Origin of the sequence: Mycobacterium paraense, from assembly GCF_002101815.1 — a bacterium.
Taxonomy (GTDB): Bacteria; Actinomycetota; Actinomycetes; order Mycobacteriales; family Mycobacteriaceae; genus Mycobacterium; species Mycobacterium paraense.
Genome location: NZ_LQPM01000036.1, coordinates 71,170 through 88,771, shown reverse-complemented (window position 1 = coordinate 88,771; position 17,602 = coordinate 71,170). Strand labels below are relative to the sequence as shown.

Annotated in this window: 18 protein-coding genes; 9 read left to right on the top strand and 9 right to left on the bottom strand. The window is 68.4% G+C overall.

Annotated features, from left to right (window positions below; all coding sequences use genetic code 11):
• Position 1: 1 nt before the first annotated feature.
• Both AWB89_RS23635 and AWB89_RS23630 read left to right on the top strand, forming a co-directional pair.
• Entirely contained in the window at positions 2-337 is a 336-nt protein-coding gene (locus AWB89_RS23635; RefSeq protein WP_085176953.1) for a hypothetical protein, read from the top strand.
• Between the two features lie 23 nt (positions 338-360).
• Positions 361-1,206: a TauD/TfdA dioxygenase family protein gene (locus AWB89_RS23630; RefSeq protein ID WP_085176951.1), complete on the top strand. Its 846-nt coding sequence runs from the start codon at positions 361-363 to the stop codon at positions 1,204-1,206.
• Positions 1,207-1,212: 6 nt separating this feature from the next.
• Here AWB89_RS23630 and AWB89_RS23625 read toward each other — a convergent pair whose 3' ends face one another.
• From AWB89_RS23625 to AWB89_RS23605, 5 genes are all read right to left on the bottom strand, one after another.
• Positions 1,213-1,467 carry a hypothetical protein gene (locus AWB89_RS23625; RefSeq protein ID WP_241519359.1) on the bottom strand — a complete coding sequence of 85 codons (255 nt, stop codon included), beginning with the start codon at positions 1,465-1,467 and terminating at the stop codon, positions 1,213-1,215.
• Between the two features lie 176 nt (positions 1,468-1,643).
• Positions 1,644-2,996 carry an aromatic ring-hydroxylating oxygenase subunit alpha gene (locus AWB89_RS23620; RefSeq protein WP_085176949.1) on the bottom strand — a complete coding sequence of 451 codons (1,353 nt, stop codon included), beginning with the start codon at positions 2,994-2,996 and terminating at the stop codon, positions 1,644-1,646.
• A gap of 9 nt (positions 2,997-3,005) precedes the next feature.
• Positions 3,006-4,766, bottom strand: coding sequence for an N-acyl-D-amino-acid deacylase family protein (locus tag AWB89_RS23615; RefSeq protein ID WP_085176947.1), 1,761 nt, complete (start codon positions 4,764-4,766; stop codon positions 3,006-3,008).
• Positions 4,767-4,925: 159 nt separating this feature from the next.
• Positions 4,926-6,062, bottom strand: a complete 1,137-nt coding sequence (locus AWB89_RS23610; RefSeq protein WP_085176945.1) for a phosphotransferase — start codon at positions 6,060-6,062, stop codon at positions 4,926-4,928.
• Between the two features lie 107 nt (positions 6,063-6,169).
• Positions 6,170-6,790, bottom strand: a complete 621-nt coding sequence (locus AWB89_RS23605; RefSeq protein ID WP_085097984.1) for a TetR/AcrR family transcriptional regulator — start codon at positions 6,788-6,790, stop codon at positions 6,170-6,172.
• Positions 6,791-6,914: 124 nt separating this feature from the next.
• Between AWB89_RS23605 and AWB89_RS23600 the strand changes: the two genes are divergently transcribed.
• Positions 6,915-8,051 (top strand): Rv3169 family protein, encoded by a 1,137-nt coding sequence (locus AWB89_RS23600; RefSeq protein ID WP_174627868.1) that lies wholly within the window; start codon positions 6,915-6,917, stop codon positions 8,049-8,051.
• On the top strand, positions 8,048-9,133 hold the full coding sequence (locus AWB89_RS23595; protein ID WP_085176941.1) for a phosphotransferase family protein: 1,086 nt from the start codon (positions 8,048-8,050) through the stop codon (positions 9,131-9,133). Before AWB89_RS23600 ends, AWB89_RS23595 begins: the two co-directional genes overlap by 4 nt.
• A gap of 9 nt (positions 9,134-9,142) precedes the next feature.
• Here the strand turns inward: AWB89_RS23595 and AWB89_RS23590 are convergent, their stop codons facing one another.
• The gene (locus tag AWB89_RS23590) at positions 9,143-9,604 is read right to left on the bottom strand and encodes an ATP-binding protein (RefSeq protein ID WP_085097993.1); all 462 of its coding nucleotides are present in this window, start codon (positions 9,602-9,604) and stop codon (positions 9,143-9,145) included.
• 60 nt (positions 9,605-9,664) lie between these two features.
• Complete coding sequence (locus tag AWB89_RS23585) at positions 9,665-10,042, bottom strand: STAS domain-containing protein (protein WP_085176939.1); 378 nt, start codon at positions 10,040-10,042, stop codon at positions 9,665-9,667.
• A gap of 366 nt (positions 10,043-10,408) precedes the next feature.
• Here AWB89_RS23585 and AWB89_RS23580 point away from each other — a divergent pair, with 366 nt between their 5' ends.
• From AWB89_RS23580 to AWB89_RS23565, 4 genes are all read left to right on the top strand, one after another.
• Positions 10,409-11,542, top strand: coding sequence for a catalase family peroxidase (locus tag AWB89_RS23580; protein WP_276074802.1), 1,134 nt, complete (start codon positions 10,409-10,411; stop codon positions 11,540-11,542).
• Positions 11,539-12,132 (top strand): cytochrome b, encoded by a 594-nt coding sequence (locus AWB89_RS23575; RefSeq protein ID WP_085176937.1) that lies wholly within the window; start codon positions 11,539-11,541, stop codon positions 12,130-12,132. Before AWB89_RS23580 ends, AWB89_RS23575 begins: the two co-directional genes overlap by 4 nt.
• Before the next feature lie 18 nt (positions 12,133-12,150).
• The gene (locus tag AWB89_RS23570; protein ID WP_085098002.1) at positions 12,151-12,771 is read left to right on the top strand and encodes a cysteine hydrolase family protein; all 621 of its coding nucleotides are present in this window, start codon (positions 12,151-12,153) and stop codon (positions 12,769-12,771) included.
• Between the two features lie 87 nt (positions 12,772-12,858).
• Positions 12,859-13,752: a fructose bisphosphate aldolase gene (locus AWB89_RS23565; protein ID WP_085098005.1), complete on the top strand. Its 894-nt coding sequence runs from the start codon at positions 12,859-12,861 to the stop codon at positions 13,750-13,752.
• A 13-nt stretch (positions 13,753-13,765) separates the two neighbouring features.
• Here the strand turns inward: AWB89_RS23565 and AWB89_RS23560 are convergent, their stop codons facing one another.
• The gene (locus tag AWB89_RS23560; RefSeq protein WP_085176935.1) at positions 13,766-14,845 is read right to left on the bottom strand and encodes a DUF190 domain-containing protein; all 1,080 of its coding nucleotides are present in this window, start codon (positions 14,843-14,845) and stop codon (positions 13,766-13,768) included.
• A 238-nt stretch (positions 14,846-15,083) separates the two neighbouring features.
• Here AWB89_RS23560 and AWB89_RS23555 point away from each other — a divergent pair, with 238 nt between their 5' ends.
• Positions 15,084-17,015 (top strand): pyruvate kinase, encoded by a 1,932-nt coding sequence (locus tag AWB89_RS23555; protein WP_241520581.1) that lies wholly within the window; start codon positions 15,084-15,086, stop codon positions 17,013-17,015.
• Here AWB89_RS23555 and AWB89_RS23550 read toward each other — a convergent pair.
• Positions 16,947-17,540: a TetR/AcrR family transcriptional regulator gene (locus tag AWB89_RS23550; protein ID WP_085176931.1), complete on the bottom strand. Its 594-nt coding sequence runs from the start codon at positions 17,538-17,540 to the stop codon at positions 16,947-16,949. The two genes, AWB89_RS23555 and AWB89_RS23550, sit on opposite strands and share 69 nt — an antisense overlap.
• Positions 17,541-17,602 lie beyond the last annotated feature (62 nt).

Below are 17,602 nucleotides of genomic sequence, written 5' to 3'. Positions count from 1 at the left end.
GATGACCGAGGCCCTGTTGCCGAGCGCGTTCGCCGAGCTGGAGCACTTCGCCCGAACCTGGTGTCTGCCAACCGAAGCCGAGCGTTGGAATCAGCGGATGGCCAGCAGCCTGCCCGAGATGCGCGAGTTCTACGACGCCTTCTTCCCCCGGCTGGAAGAGGCGATCGACTACTGCGACAAGTTTCCACTCGATGACATCCCCGACGACGCGACGCACCTGCTGCAGCTCATCTACTCGCTGGTGATGGTCGCGATGGCGGTCGAAATCTTCGGCCAGGCCAAGCCCACCGACTCCGCCGACGCCGTCCTCGATCGGGTCGGTGAACCGGTGCCATGACTTCCCTTCAGAAAGGACGGGCGATGAGCCTGCTTACCGTCAACAAACTCACCTCGTCGGTGGGCGCCGAAGTCCTCGGCGCCGACGCCGACCGGCTCGCCGCCGACGATCAGCTCGGCGACGCGGTGATGGAAGCGTTGGAAGACAACGGCGTGCTGGTCTTCCGCGGCCTCGGTCTGCGGCCCGAAGCGCAGGTGGAGTTCTGTCGTCGTCTGGGCGAAGTGGACCATTCCTCCGACGGCCACCATCCGGTGGCGGGCATCTACCCGATCACGCTCGACACGTCGAAGAACTCGTCGGCGGCTTACCTGCGGGCCACGTTCGACTGGCACATCGACGGCTGCACTCCGGTCGACGACGAGTGCCCCCAGAAGGCGACCCTGCTGTCGGCGGTCGCGGTCGCCGAACGCGGCGGGGAGACGGAATTCGCCAATTCCTATGCCGCCTACGAGGAATTGACGGACGAGGAAAAGCTCCGGCTGGGCTCGCTGCGGGTCGTGCATTCGCTGGAAGCCTCGCAACGACGCGTCACGCCCGACCCCACGCCGGAGCAGGTGCAGCGCTGGCGGCAACGGCGCACGCACGAACATCCGCTGGTGTGGACGCACCGCAGCGGCCGCAAATCGCTGGTCTTGGGCGCTTCGGCCGACTACATCGTCGGGATGGACCTCGACGAGGGCCGCGCGCTGCTGGCCGCGTTGCTGGATCGGGCCACCGGCCCGGAAAAGGTCTACCGGCACACCTGGTCGGTCGGTGACACCGTCATCTGGGACAACCGGGGGGTGTTGCACCGAGCGGCGCCCTATGACCCCGACTCGCCGAGGGAGATGCTGCGCACCACCGTGCTGGGCGACGAACCGATCGAGTAGCAGCTCTTACATCGGGGTGGCCTGCTGGGCCAGGTTCAGCAGGACGTAGGCGACGCAGAACAGGAAGTTCAGCACGACCAAAACCAGGCCGGCGAACATCAGCGAGCGGGTGCCCTGGCGCTTCAGGCGTTTGACCCGCGCGCCGCGCGCCTCCCGGTTCAACTGCATCGCGATCAAAGCAAAATTGACATCCGTGACTTCGTCGTCTGCGACGGGGGCGCCGGCCACGATCTGCCGCAGCCGCTCCGGAGCGGTGTGCACGCCGACCCGCTCGAAGCGGTGACACAGCCGTCGCGCGCGTCTTCGGCCGAGTGCTTGACATCGCATCTGTACCTGATGCATGAGTTGCCGCCGTTCGTAGCCCCAAGCGTCGGACGCACTCGTCACAAGCCGGGATTCTAATTCGCTTATACCCGTTTTCGGGAGGTCTACAGCGATTACGTCGGCGCCTTTTCATCGGGGCTCATCCGCTCGGTCGCCGGCGATTCCCCGGATAGATTCAAGTAGCGCTCGAGGTTTCGGTGCGTGTTGATCACGCGCCGTTCCTCGCCGGACAGCACCAGGTGGGTGAAGCCGGGCTGGTGCAGGCCACGCTGCAGGCCCGCGAGCAGGCGGATGTCCTGGGTGAGCACCAGCCCCGGTTCGGCCTCGCCGGCGGTCGAATGCATCTCGGCGGGTTTGCTGTGCGGCGCGCCGGGGGCCATCCGCATCATCAGGAACATGACCAGCTCGCCGTGATCGGGGTCCGGGCCGGGGCGCGAGCACATGACGGTCAGGTGGTCCGCGTTGGCCAGCAACGTCATGTTGGGGAACACGTTGTACTGGTGCAGCCGGGTGACCCGGTCGGTGTCGGCCCAGTCCAGGTCCACGCCGCGGCTGGCCGCGAAGGCGCGCGTGCGCGCCGCGATCACGTCGGCGACCGTCTCCCCGGGCCGGCGCTCGTCGGCGGGGAACGGCGTGCCTTCGGCGGCGCCCATGAGCGCGCCCTGGGTGTAGACGTAGGCGTCCCACACCTCTTCGTCGGTCAGCGCGCCGTCAAAGCGCGGGCTCTGCACGCCGTAGGGCTGGTCGGACTTGCCCGTGTGCCCCCAAATCTGTTGCGGCGCATGAATGTCGTCGACGCAGCGCAGCAGCTCGGGATGCAGGGTCTGGATGTGGTAGGTCTCGCTGTAGCCGTCGGCGATCGTCTTCCAGTTGGCGTCGACGTCGATGGTGAGCGTCGCGTAGCACCGGAAGTCGCTGAGGTGGCACCAGGCGATGTCGTCGGGCACCGCTTCCAAGTACTCGGCCAACGGCATCGCGTCGAGGTCGAGGTTGACGAAGACGAGCCCCTCCCAGGTGTCGACCAGGGCCGCGACCAGCGGAAAGTCGGACATCCGCAGTGAGCCGAAACCCTTGCGGTTGGGCACCCGCTTGAGCGTGCCCGCCAGGTCCCAGGTCCAGCCGTGATAGCCGCACTTGAGTTCGCGAAGGCCCGAGCCCGAGCCCACGCACAGGCTGTTACCGCGATGGCGACAGGCGTTCTGGAATGCCCGGAGCTCCCCGTCGTCGCCCCGCACGATCAGCACCCCGTACGGGCCGCAGCGGTACTCGAAATAGTCGCCCGGCTCGGCGACGTGGTCGACCATGCAGGCGAGCTGCCACACCTTCGGCCACATCCGCTCGATCTCGAGGGCGGCGAATTCCGGCGAGTAGTAACGCTGCGCGGGGACCAGGGTCGGGCACTCGGGCGGGATGCCGATCGCGTCCTCGTCCCGGGTGCGGGCCGGATTGCCGGTGGGCGCGTTCAAGCGTCGGGCCTAACGCGCCCCGCGCACCAACCGGCCCGGGCGGGCCCCGGTGTCGACGTCGTTGCGCCGGGTCACGGTCCCGCTGACGATCGTCGCCGCGTAGCCGCTGGCGGCCTGCAGGATCCGGTTTCCGCCGGCGGGCAGGTCGAAGGCCATCGCCGCGGGGTGCAGCGTCAGGGCGTCCAGGTCGATGACGTTGATGTCGGCCTTCTTGCCCGGCTCGATGGTGCCGCGGTCGGTCAGGCCGAACAGGTGCGCCGTGTCGCGGGATTGCTTGCGGATCACGTACTCCAGGGCGAGCTTGTCGCCGCGGTGGCGGTCGCGTGCCCAGTGCGTCAGCAAGAAGGTGGGATAGGAAGCGTCGCAGATCATCCCGCAGTGGGCGCCGCCGTCGGAAAGCCCGAGCACGCCGGCGGGGTGCAGCAGCATCTCGCGGATCGCGTCGCAGTTGCCGTCGGCGTAGTTGAACAGCGGCAGCATCAGCATCGCGGTGGCGTCGCGCTCCAGCATCAGGTCGTACAGCGTCGAGAGCGGGTCGTCGCCGCGGGCCTTCGCGATGGCCGCGACCGTGCGGTCGGGGGTGGGCTCGTAGTCGGGCGGATCCCCGAGCGCGAAGAGCCGTCCCAGCGAGTGCTGCACCAGGGCGAACATGCCGTCGAACAACAGCGTCGGGTCGGGGGGCAGGTCGTCCTCGGCCAGGATGGCGGCCTTCACCGCGGGGTCGGCCAGCCGCTGCGCGAGCTCTTCGCGGCCGTATTCGGCCTTCAGCCGGCGGTAGGTGGGGCGGTGGCTGAAGCCGTGATGACCCTGGAACCCGATCATCATGCCGAACGGCCGCGCGGCGACCTGTGGGTAGAGCCGGGCGCCTTCCGCGTGCGCGTCCGCGGACAGGTCCAGCATCTCGCGCCACAGGTTCGGGTCGGCGTCGACCTGGATCAGCGCGAACGACACGGGCCGGTCGATCTCGCCGCTCAGCCGGCGCATCCAGTCCAGTTCCTTTTTGGGCGCGACGATGTCCTCGCCCGCGGATCCTTGCGGGGCGAGCTCGAACACCGCCTGGCCGCCGGCGGCCATGGCCCGTCCGAGGCCGAACAGCTCGTCCTCGGCCGCATAGGTGCCGGGAACCGGTTCACCGTCCATGGCGCGGTGACCCATCGTGCGCGACGTCGAAAAGCCCAGCGCGCCGGCCTCGATCGCCTCCCGAACGAGCCGGCCCATCGCCTCGATGTCGTCGGGCGTCGCCGGCTCGTTCCGCGCGCCCCGCTCGCCCATCGCGTAGGCGCGGATGGCGCCGTGGGCGACCTGGCTGCCCACGTCGATCGCGAACTTGTGCTTGCCGATCGCGTCGAGGTACTCGGGATAGGTCTCCCAGCCCCATTCGATGCCCTCGGTCAGCGCGGTGCCGGGGATGTCTTCCACGCCCTCCATCAACTCGATCAGCCACTGCTCGGTGCCGGGCCGCACCGGCGCGAAACCGACCCCGCAGTTGCCGGTGACGATCGTCGTGACGCCATGGCCGCTGGACGGCTCGAGCAGCCCGTCCCAGCTCACCTGCCCGTCGTAGTGCGTATGGATGTCGACGAAGCCGGGCGCCACCACATGCCCTGTCGCATCGATGGTTTCGGCGGCCTCGCCCGGCATCGCCGGGTCGTTGGCGCCGCGGCGGACGACGTCGACGATCTTGCCGTCCTTGATGCCGATGTCGGCCCGGTAGCGCTCCGCGCCCGTGCCGTCGACGACGGTGCCACCGGTGATCTTCAGGTCGAACATGAGCGCCTCTCCTTGTCGCCGTGCGCTGTCGACGTCAGACAGGCGGCATTACGCTACGCCGCGTAGCGTAACTACTGACGATATGCCTTCGGATAGATCCAGTCAATGAAACCGACGAACTTCGCGACGAACGCCGCGAGCGTGCGGCCGCATGGGGTTCTAGAGAGAACTCTTCAGTGCCGCAACGGTTTCCAGGTCGTCGAGCGCCGCGACGCCGCGCCGCAGACCCTCCATGGCGATGCCTTCGACCTGCATCCCGCCCATCCCCGCGGTGATGAGCGGAGCGACATACCCGTACAGCGCGCTCTGGCGGTACCGCAGCCACAGGTCGTCGCGGTCCAGGTCCGGTCCGCCGGCAGCCGCGAGCGCGCGTCGGTAGTCGTCGAGCAGGTCGCGCTGGGTCGCCCGTCGGTCTTCCGGCGTCAGGCTGGTGATGAGCATGTATGCCAGTTCGCGGGAGGGGTGTCCCCGCCGCACCGCCTGCCAGTCCAACAGACCCGCCTTGCCCCCGTAGAAGTACATGTTGCCGGGGTGCGCGTCGCCGTGCATGACGGTGTGCGGGGGCGTGTCGATCAGTGCGGCAACGGCGCGATAGTTGTCGGCGATGAACCGCCCGTTGTCGACGGGGAACGGGCTGCTCTCGGCGAGGCGCTTCATCGACGCGTGCATCAGCGACCCGGTCAGCAGGGACGTGACGTCCCCGGACGGGGTGTAGAGCCAGCCGAGCGGACCGCGACCGTCGCGCGGCAGCCGGTCCCAGAAGGCGGCGTGCAGGTCGGCCAGCAACTCGATGATCAGGCCGGCCTGGTCGGGGGAGATCGGGTGCAGGGTGTCGGGGAATTCGCACGACTCGGTGGGCAGGTCCTCCAGCACCAGCAGGTAGCGGCCCGTCCAGCTGTCGAACGCGGCGCCGTAGGCATACGGCAGGCCCGTCAGCTGCGGCGCGAGTTGGTTGTAGAAGCGCACCTCGGTCTGCCCCAGCCGGCCGAGTTCGCCCATCAACCGGGTGGCGGCGCTCTTGGCGGCGACCTTGACGAACACCGACTCGGGCACGTCTTTTCCGGTCAGCACCAGCCGGGCCCGCGACGACGTCCCCGCGTCTCGGTCCAGAACCCGGACCGACCTGACGGTGCTCCCCAAAATCTTCGACAGGACCCCGGCGTCGATGTCTTCGACCCTGCGGGGCAACCCGAGGCGCCCGCCCACCACGGCGTCGGCGGTCACGCGGCGAACGCCGTGGCCCAGGTGAGCGGCCAAACCGACGATGGACAAAGCCTGTCCCGCAAGATTTTTCATGTGTATCCGTCCTGCGCATACCCGTCACCGGCGGGAGCGGGCCGCCATCAACACCGCGCCCCGTCAGACAAAAGTAGCCGAATGTCTGGACTTCAGACAATACCAGATTATTGTCTGATTTGTGGCACCAGGGCGCGCACCACGAACTGCTCGACGAATTTGCGTTTGTCCGACGTCGGCCGGCGCCGCCACGAGGGCGCCAGCAGGAACAACGTCGTCGTGTGCAACCACTGGACGATCGAGCTGGGGTCGAGGTCGTCGTAGAGGCGCCCCGCCGCCTTCCATCGGTTCAGCAACGGCTCGTAGTGCCGCAGCAGCAGCCGCACGATGGGTTCGGAACCCTTCTCGAGGGCGGTGCCCACCGCGGTGCTCTCCGCGGCGAACAACGCCTCGTTCAGCGGATTGCCGTCCACCGACTCGACCCGCGCCAGGACCATCTCGGGAACCGAGCGCACCGGGTCGTCGGGCGCGGGCAGCGCTTCCACCAGGTCGCCGAGCGCCTTGTCCACCCGCATCAGCATCAGGCCCAGCAGCACGTCGTCGCGAGCGGGGAAGTAGCGATACACCGTGGACCGCGACACCCCGGCCTCGTCGGCGACCTCGCCCATCCGGAACTGGGTGTTGCCGCGGCGGACGATGCAGCGGCCCGCGGCGTCGAGGATCAGCCGGCGCGCCTCCTCGTCGTCGTGGATCGCGCGGTCGTCACCCCACCACCGGCTCGGTTCCATGGCGCCGATGCTACGGGATGCGTTGTGCTACTTCGGTATCTGATGCGCCGGGTCTGCCCGTCGCGGTGAGGCGCAATCGAATCGCGTTGCGGCACAGGCGCTCCGCACGACAGAGAGGGCGATGATGGGGTACTCAGCGGCCGACGAGTCGTTCACCCACCAGCTCCCGGCGACCTTCGACCAGGTGCACGATCCGGACCCCACATGGTCGGATCGGTGCTACTTCTTCACCGCGTCGCCGGACGGCACGATGCTGCTGGCCAGTGGCTACGGCAACAACCCGAACACCGCCAGCGGCCTGGGCTACGTCAAGGTCAGCCTCGCCGACGGCCGGCACTGGGATCTGTTGGCCGGCCGGCCGGTGCCGGGCGGCGACCGCGCGGAGCTGCGCGCCGGGCCGATGAGCTGGACCTGTGTCGAGCCGCTGAAGAAGTGGCGGCTCGACGTCGAACCGAACCAATCCGGAATCGAATGGGAGCTCTACTACGAGCCCACCGCACCGATGTGGGAGCTGCTGCCCATGAAGGTGCGCGGCGACGACGGCCAGACGCTGGCCGACATGTATCACATGAAGGAGCCCGGGCGCTGGAGCGGCTGGGTCAAGATCGACGGCCAACGGATCAGTGTCGACGGGTTCCACGGTGGGCGGGACCGCACGTTCGGGGTGCGCGTTTCGGACAAGATCGACTTCTGGCTGTGGCTCGACGCCGGATTCGACGACTACGCCATCGAGGCCTGGGTCATCGAATCGGCCGACGGCACAGTCAATTACGTCGACGGCGGCATCACGCACGCGGACGGGACCCTGTCGAAGCGATTCGTCAAGATCGAGCACGACGTCGAGTTCGACGGCGACCGCAAGCGCCCGGCCCGCGCGGTGCTGCTGTTCACCGACGAGGACGGCAAGGCCTACCGCGTCTTCGCCGACGCTCCGCACCAGCACGTCAACGCCTACTACGGGCTGCCGATGGCGCACTGCGAGTACGAGGACCTGGGCGGCGGCGGCTACTTCATTCATTTCCGCTGGGACAGCACCGATTACGGACAGCTCGGCGAGAGCGAGGGCAAGTCGATGGCGCTCGACCAGCTGATGCGCTTCGAGCGGGACGGCGACACGGGCTGGGGCATCTTCGAATTACTGGTCGGAGGACAGGGTTACCGTCGCTACCCCAACTGGGCGGCGATGGACATGTCCGCGTTCACCCAGGACAAGACCCCGGTGGATCGGCTGACGGCGGACGGGGAAGGAGCCCGTCAATGACGCTGGACCCCACCATGAGTCAGCGCCTGGCGGCGTGGCTGCACACGCAGCAGCCCGACGCCGACGACGTGCGCGTCGAAGGACTTGACCGGGTGAACTTCGGGCATTCGGCCGAAATGCTGATGCTGACCATCGTCACCCGACGCGGGGATCGGGACGACCGCCAAGACGCCGTGCTGCGGCTGCGGCCCAGACCACCGGCGCTGCTCGAGCCCTACGACCTGGTGCGCCAGTTCACCATCCTGCGAGCGCTGGCGAACACCCCGGTGCGGGTGCCGCGGTCACTCTGGCTCGAGGAAACCGGCGAGGTGCTCGGGAGACCCTTCTTTCTCATGGAACGGGCCACCGGCCAGGTCTACGAGATGGAGCCACCGACCGACGTCGCCGACGCGGTCGTGGTGCGGATGTGCCAGAGCATGGTCGAGCAGCTCGCGGCCATCCACACCGTGGATCTCGCACGCACCGGGCTGGACGCGCTCGACAGCGGTGCCGGGCACCTGGACCGCGAACTCGACCACTGGGCGGCGGAGCTGGACCGGGTCAAGCGCGGCCGGCTGCCCGCCCTCGAACGGCTGAAGGAGGCGCTGCGTGCTGCCAAGCCGGAGCCGTGCCCGAACGTCACCCTGGTGCACGGCGACGCCAAACCGGGCAACTTCGCGTTCGCCGGCGGCGAGGTCAGCGCGGTCTTCGACTGGGAGATGACCACGGTCGGCGACCCGCTGACCGACATCGGCTGGCTCGAGATGCTGTGGGTGCAGCCCGTCGGCCTCAACACCCACCCCGCGGCGCCCTGCATCGACGCGTTGCTGTCGCATTACGAGTCGGCCAGCGGGATCGTGATCCGGCACCGGCCGTGGTACCGGGCGTTCAACGCCTACAAGATGGCGGCGATCTGCCTCATCGGCGCGATGCTGATCGACGACGGCCACAGCGACGACCAAAAGCTCGTGCTCGCCGCCTACGGCACCTCGCTCTTGACGAAAGCGGGGCTGACCGAGCTAGGCATCGAGGAACCCCTCGACGACGGCCCAGTCCTGCCGCGCGAGGAGCGCATCCAGCAGGTCCTCGCGCCCGCCACCTGAGGAGCGGTATCAGGCGTTGGACCGCGCGGCCCCACCTAAGAGTTCCGTCCAAACCAACGTGACGTGCGTTCCCCGCGGGGTGCGGTCGATGGTCAGTCGGTCGGCGAGCGTCCGCATCAGCGGAATGCCGCGCCCCCGAACCTGTGGTTGCGGCGGCACGGTGGCCGGTTCGGGCAGCTTATGGCGCCATCGGCCGCGATCGTTGACGGTGACGGCGAGGGTGTCGGCAACGTCGTCGTAGGCGGCGGTGAGGTCAACGGTCCCACGCCGGGCCGCGTCGACATAGGCGAATTCCGCGGCGTTGGCCAGCGCCTCGTTCACCGCAAGGATCAGGTCATTGCTGCGGTCGGCGCCCAATTTGAAGTGCCTGTCGAGCCACTTCCCGAACTCGGCGCGGGTTCGAGCGGCGCTTCGTGCGTCGGCGGCCACGCGCCTCCGCACGAAGCGCGATCGATCATCGATGTCGGACACCTCATCCGGCCCACGTTCAGAGCGTCCCATCGCCCAGCTGCATCCTCACTCTGTCAGGGTTCACCCATCGCCGATACGGCTCAGCGCGCTGTCGAGCGTGCTGTACAGCGCCAAGACGTTGTCCAAGCCCATCAGCTTGATCGGCCTGCTGGTGGCCGACCCGTTCGCGACCACCGCGAATCGCGTCGGCGGCGTGACCTCGGCCTGCGCCGTGACCAGGACCGTCATCCCCGCCGACGCCAGGAAATCCACCTTGGTCAGGTCAATGACCAGCGCCGCCGGTCCCGCGGCCAGGGCGGCGCGTATCGCCTCGGCGAGCTGCGGCGCGCTGAGCATGTCCACCTCACCCGACACGGTCAGCACGACCGCGTCGTCTACCTGGTGTTTTCCGACGTCGAAGGTCGTCGGATCGACTGAATTGCCGGATTGTTCGATCATGCTTTGTCACTCACATTCGCCCCGTGCGGGACACCGAGAATCAAACAGCCTTGCCAAGCCGGGGCTGTCGACTCAACCCGCGTAACACGCCTTACTGGGGAGAAACACTCCATCTCTTCTGCACCGCTAGGCGGAGGCGCAGCCGCACGTGTTTAGACGATTTTAGGCCATGGCGAAAACGACCGTTGCAGCCGTCACTTTCCGACCCATTCGACTGAACGAATCCGGGCGGGTTGCCGTAGACCGAATGTGCGCGGTCCTCGCCGCAGATGTTGCGCACGGCAGCCTCCCGTGGGTGAATGCGACCACCTAGTTCGGTCCCAGGCTGCGCGGCTTGGCCCGGAAAGTGGGAGAAGGACGGTGGGCATGGAGCCCGGTGATCACGATGGCAAGTCGGACGACGGAACCGGCGCGACCGAGCCCCCGCGCCGCCTCGCGCTGACCCGGCGAAGCGCCCTGCTCGGCATGGGCGCGGTCGCGGGCTTCGCGGCCGTGGACGTCGGTGGATTCGCCTATGCCGGCGGGTGGCTGCGGCCGGGCACACCGCCACCGCTTACCCCCGCACGGTTCGCCGATCGCTTCGAGCAGGTCGCCGGACGCCATGACGGGTTCCGGCGAAATCACGCCAAGGGGTTGGCGGCCACCGGCTCTTTTGCGAGCAACGGGGCGGGCGCGGCCATCTGCCGGGCGGCGGTCTTCCGGGCGGGCACCGTTCCGCTCGTCGGCAGGTTCTCGCTGGGCGGGGGCCTGCCAGATCAGGCCGACAAGCCCGACACGGTCCGCGGCCTCGGGCTGCTGTTCCAGGCGGGCGGACAACAGTGGCGCACCGCGATGATCAACCTGCCGGTCTTCACCGACAGCACCCCCGAGGGCTTCTATGAGCGCTTGCTCGCGTCCAAACCGGTGCCCGGCACCGGCAAGCCCGATCCGCAGAAGATGGCCGCGTTCCTCGACCGGCATCCCGAGACCGCCGCGGCGATGAAGATCATCAAGCAGTCGCCGCCCAGTGCGGGATTCGCGGACAGCACGTTCTACGGGCTGAACGCGTTCTGGTTCACCAACGGCGCCGGCGCGACCGTTCCCGTGCGCTGGTCGGTCGTTCCGCAGAATGCCGTCGCGGCCGGCGGCCCGCAGCCACCGCGCGGCAAGGACTACCTTTTCGACGATCTCATCCGCGCGCTGGCGCACGGCCCTCTGCAGTGGCGCCTGGTGCTCACCGTCGGTGAGCCGGGCGATCCGACCCACGACGCCACCAAGCCGTGGCCGCCGTCGCGGCGGTCGATCGACGCCGGCACCATCACCATCGCGGCGGTGCAGACCGAGCAGGCCGGCAACGCGCGCGACATCAACTTCGACCCGCTGGTGCTGCCCGACGGCATCACCGCGTCCGACGATCCGCTGCCCTCGGCGCGGTCGGCCGTTTACGCGCGCTCCTTCACGCGCCGCGCCGAGGAACCCAAGTCGCCCAGCGAGGTCAACGTGGCGCAGGTGCTCGCATGACCGCCCAGGCGAGCGAAACGACCACCACGCCAAGGCGTTTCGCCCTCCCGTCCCGGATTCTGCACTGGCTGATGGCGCCGATGGTCATCGCGCAGCTGCTCATCGGCGTGATCATGATCGCGTCGCTGAGCTACTACCCGCTGCTGCTGGCCATCCACCGGCCGCTGGGGCTGTTGATCCTCGTGTTCGCCGTCGTGCGGCTGGTGAACCGGCTCACCCACCGGCTGCCACCCTTCCTGGCCACCATGAGCCGCGCCGAACGCCGCATCGCGTCCTGGTCGGAATACCTGCTGTACGCGCTGCTGCTGCTGCAGCCGCTGATCGGCTGGGCCATGCTCTCGGCGGCGCGATTCCCGATCACGCTGGCGGGCCCGCTTGCGTTGCCGGGCATCGCGCCGCACAACCTCGACCTGTACGGGGTGCTGCGGCAGGCCCACAACGTGGGGGCGTTCCTGCTGTTCCTGACGTTCACCGCCCACGTCTGTGCGGTGCTGTTTCACACGCTGGTGTTGCGGGACGGGCTGCTGGACCGGATGGCGGTCTGGCCCGCCAGGCGGGCCGCGCGGCAGGAGGACGAGACCGCCGTGTGACGGCCGTGTCGTGCGACGATGACGGACGTGTCGTACGACAAGGACCTCACCGGCCTCGTTGTGATCGATCCGTACAACGACTTCATCTCCGAGGGCGGGAAGGTGTGGGATCGCCTGAAGGGCGTCGCCGAAGCCAACGGGTGCGTTCCGCACATGCGCCAAGTCCTCGACGCCGCACGGGCCGCCGGCATCCGCGTTTTCTATGCGCTGCACCATCGGTATCGGCCCGGCGACTACGAGACCTGGAAGTACGTCGCGCCGATTCAGAAAGCCGCGTGGTCGCGCAGGACTTTCGAATACGGAACCTGGGGCGGTGAGCTACACCCCGGCTTCGAACCTGCGCCGGGCGACATCGTCGCCCAAGAACACTGGTGTTCCAGCGGTTTCGCCAACACCGACTTGGACCTGCTGCTCAAGAAACACGGCATCCACCGGCTCATCATGATGGGGCTCATCGCGCACACCTGCCTCGAGGCGACCGTTCGCTACGGCGCCGAGCTCGGCTACGACGTGACGGTGGTCAAGGACGCGACCGCGAGCTATTCGGACCGGGAGATGCACGCCGCGCTCGAGGTCAACATCCCGAACTACGCCAGCGCCGTGCTCACCGCGGACGAGGTCGTCGGCGCGCTGAGCTGACGGGCCTAGCGTGACCTGGCTGCCCACGCGCTGACCGGAAGAATATGATCGGCACCCGACAGTGCCACGAGGGAGTGGGGAAGTTCCATGCCGAACCAGCAGCAGGCCGACCGGATGACGTCGGGCAAGGGGTTCATTGCAGCGCTCGACCAGAGCGGGGGATCGACGCCCAAGGCGTTGCGCCTGTACGGCATCGAGGAGGACGCGTATTCCTCCGAGAAGGAGATGTTCGACCTCATCCACGAGATGCGTTCACGGATCATCACCTCCCCGGCGTTCAACGGCGACCGGGTCCTGGCTGCGATCCTGTTCGAGCAGACCATGGACCGCGACATCGAGGGTCAGCCGTCGACCACCTACCTCTGGGAGACCAAGGGGGTGGTGCCCATCCTCAAGATCGACAAGGGTCTCGCCGAGGCGTCCGACGATGTGCAGCTGATGAAGCCGATGCCCGGCCTCGACGACCTGCTGGAGCGGGCCGTCAGCAAGGGCGTCTTCGGCACCAAGGAGCGGTCGGTGATCGGCGGCGCCAACCAGGACGGCATCGCCGCGGTGGTCGCCCAGCAGTTCGAGGTCGCCCGGCAGGTGTTGTCGCACGGCCTGGTGCCCATCATCGAACCCGAGGTCACCATCTCCATCTCCGACAAGGCTCAGGCCGAGGGCATCCTGCGCGACGAGATCACCAAGCAGCTCGACGCGGTCCCCGACGGCCAGCGCGTGATGCTCAAGCTGAGCCTGCCCACGGAGGTCAACTTCTACCGTCCCCTGATCGAACACCCGAAGGTGATGCGGGTGGTCGCCCTGTCCGGCGGCTACTCCCGTGAGGAGGCCAACGAGCTGCTGGCGAAGAACTCGGGGTTGATCGCCAGCTTCAGCCGCGCGCTCACCGAGGGCCTGTCGGTGGACCAGTCCGACGAGCAGTTCAACGCCACCCTGGACAAGTCGATCCAGTCGATCTACGACGCCTCCGTCGCCGGCTGATCGGGCGTTCGCGTCAGTAGCGGTGGTTCGCCATTGGCGGACCACCCTGGCCGGCGCCGCCGTCATCCGACACCAAGGCGGGCACCATCTCGCTTGTCACCAAGCCCTCGTCGCGGGTGAGTTCGTCGACCACGCCGAAACATTCAGCGATATTGGCAGGTGTGTCGATGACGATGGTGACCACCGGGACGCGGCGGCGCAGCGACAGCAGCCTGTCGCCGTGGGGCCGGTGGTCTCCGTGGTAACCCCAGATGCCCCGCACCACCGTGGCGCCGTCGGGCGTCTCGCGCTGACGGAGCCGCTGCACGAGCGCGCGGTGGATCGGCACACCGTCGTGAAGCGCCGATTCGGACGTGTAGATCATCAACTTCTGCCACAGCGGCAGGCCGTGTTCGTCGACCCCGGGCAGGGCGTGCGGGCGTTCCAGGAGTTCGCCGTCGCGCTTGCACACCCGGACCCGCTCCAGCGTGAACATGGGCTGCTTCAGCAGCCCGCCCAGCTCCGGCAGCACCCGGCCGATGCGCTCGCCGGACCCGACGGCCACCACCATCATCGGGACGTTGGCGTTGCGCCCGAAGAACCGCGCCCGTTGCCGGTGTCCGTGAATGACGCCGTCCACGCCCAGGAAGACCGATGCGCCGGCAACGTGGCGGCGGTGCAACAGATCGCAGATGGCGATGTAGGCGGGCGCACCGTCGACGCGCTCCTTGCGGCCGACGTAAATGGTCAACTTGACGGCTTCGCGCAAGTCCTCGGGCAGCTCCGGCGGCCCGATGCCGTCGCGCAGCAGACGCGCGCGTTCCAAAGTGAGCAGGCCGCGCTGCTTGATCGCGAGCACCGGATCGAGCAGCGCCTCGATCTTCGTTTTGGTGTCGACCGCGATGATCGCCACGGGCGGATCCTCGGACAGCGTCAGGGACTCATCCGTTCGGAAGTTGCGCCCCGTCCCGAACCCACCGATGCCGCGCAAGACGATGCTGGTGGCAATTTGGTGGCGGCCATACAGCCCGAGCAGCACGTCGGAAACGAAGCCTTCGTCGGTTCGCCGCCGCTCGGCCAAATAGGTGGTGAGCTTCAGACAATCGTCGTCCACGGCCGCTCCTCAGGCGTATAACCCGCCAAAGCTTAACGGGAACCCGACGCCGCCCGGCGACGTGTGCCGGTCGATTCCGGCGACGCGAGGCGCACGCCGTCGCCGGCTGAGGACCAATTCCTCTGTCTGGCCGCGGCGGAACGCCGCTAACCTTATGTCTGCCTTGATGATTCGCATCGGGAGCGTTACGCGGACGTTAACACCAGGTGGCCACCGAGCCGCCGAACGAGGAGCCGTCGTGCCCAGTGAGCGCATCGCCGAGCGGTTGCATGACGGCGCGCGCCCGTCGGCCGACCCCGACAGCACCCGCCGACTCGTCGGCCTCCTCGGGCGGGTCGACGGCCTGTTGAGCCGATTGTCCGACGCCGAATTCGCGTGGGCGGAATGGCTATCGGCCGTTGCGCCCGAGCACCGGTCGAGCGCACGGAACCTGGTGCACTACTGGGCGATTCGCCAGCTCGATCTGCGGGAACTGCAAGCGGCCCTGGCGGTGTTCGGGCTGTCATCGCTGGGCCGCAGCGAATCACACGTCCAGGCCACGCTGTCGGCGGTCCGTTCGGCGATCGCCGCCATCGTGGGGGGAGGGTGGCAGCCGCCCGCGCCGTCGGCGGTGTCCGTCCAGGAGGGCCCCGAGATCCTGGGGCGTCACACGGTGGAGCTGCTGGGCCCCGAACCGCCGCATCGACCGACCCGGATCATGGTCACGCTGCCGTCGGAGGCCGCGACCGACGCGGGCCTGGTGGGCGGCTTGGTGCACCGCGGCATGAACATCGCGCGGATCAACTGCGCGCACGACGACCCGCAGGCATGGCGCGCGATGGCGCACCACGTCCGGGAGGCCGCCGCCGGCGCAGGCGAAACATGTTTGGTGGCAATGGATCTGGCCGGGCCAAAGCTACGGACCGGGCCGCTGGAACCGGGACCGCGCGTCATCAAACTGCGGCCGCGGCGAAACGCGCGCGGCCAGGTCGTCAGCCCGGCGCGGGCATGGCTGACGTCGGCCGAGGATCCGGTGCGTCCGCCGCATGCCGGCATGGGGGTGATCACGGTGCCTGGGCGATGGCTGACGCACCGCAGCGCCGGAGATGCGCTGGCCTTGCGGGACGCCCGCGGATCCAGGCGTCGCCTAGTGCTCGAGGCGGTTGACGAGGCCGCCGTGGGCGGATTCGTGATCACCGCGCGCCAGACGACCTACCTGGAAACGGGAACGGTGCTGGGTACCGACGGCGGCGGGGAACCGGCCGAAGTCGGCCCGCTCCCCGAGACGGAGCAGAGCCTGGTGTTGCGCGCCGGGGACCTCTTGCAGCTGACCCGCGACTGTTCACCGGCCCCGGTCCCGGGTCCGCAGCCCATTCCGCGGATCGGCTGCACGCTGCCCGAGGCGTTCGACCACGCCCGGCCGGGCGATGCTGTCCACTTCGACGACGGCAAGATCGGCGGGCGGGTGCTGTCGGTCGAGCACGACGCGCTCACCGTGCGCATCGATCACCCCGCGCAGGGGGAGGCCCACCTCAAAGCCGGCAAGGGCATCAACATGCCCGACACCGACCTGCCGATATCGGCGGTCACCGACCGCGACGTCGCCGATCTATCCGCCGTCGTCGAACTGGCGGACCTGGTCGATATGTCGTTCGTTCGCACCCCGGCCGACGTCGAGCGGCTGCTGGGTGAGCTCGATCGGCTCGGCGGTGACCACTTGGGCGTGGTGCTCAAAATCGAGAACCGGCGCGCCTTCGAACACCTGCCACAGCTGCTGCTGACCGCGATGCGCCGGCCGCGGGTCGGGGTGATGATCGCGCGCGGCGATCTTGCCGTCGAGTGCGGCTACGAGCGCATGGCCGAGCTGCAGGAGGAAATCCTGTGGCTGTGCGAGGCCGCCCACCTGCCGGTGATCTGGGCGACCCAGGTGCTCGAACGGCTCGCCAAGACCGGCCTCCCGTCGCGGGCCGAGATCAGCGACGCCGCGATGAGCGAGCGGGCCGAGTGCGTGATGCTGAACAAGGGGCCCTACCTCAACGACGCGGTAACCCTGCTCGACGACATCATGCGGCGCATGGCGGAGCACTACTACAAGAAGAACGCGTTGTTGCGCCCGCTGCGGTCATGGTCGGCGGCGCGACCCGAGCGCCCCGACGATGATGCGGGTGGTGCGCTCGGCCCTGCGCCGTGAATACTGCTGCGGCTCAGACAGTATCGGGTACACCACGCCGCCCACGATGGCGTCCGCCGCCGACTCCGCGGCGTCCGCCTCGACGCCGTCGGCGACCAGCCGGGCCCGAACGCTGTCGTGCAGCGGCGCGCTGAACCCGGCGCGCAGCTTGACGGCGGTCTCCTCGTGCTCCATGCCGGCCACGGTCAAGATCCGCAGCATCGCCATGCCGCGCGCCGTCGTCAGGCTCGCGACGAGCCTGCCGACCCACCGCACCAGGTCGGCGCACACGTCATCGGTGTGGTCGACCGACGCCAGGATCTTGTCCGCGTCCTCGAGCATGACGTCGGCGACCAGGGCCGGACGGCTGGGCCACCAGCGATAGATGGTCTGCTTTCCCACGCCGGCGCGGGCCGCGACGGCCTCGATGGTCAGCCCGTCGAACCCGCGCTCCAGCAGCAGCTCACGGGTGGCGGTGACGATCGCCGTGCGCGACCGTTCACTGCGGCGCCGCGGCGGGCTCTCCCGGGTGAGATCGCTTGGCATTTGGAGATCCTCACTGCTGCATAGCCCGCTTTACATATCCCGACTACCCCCGGTAGTCTGCC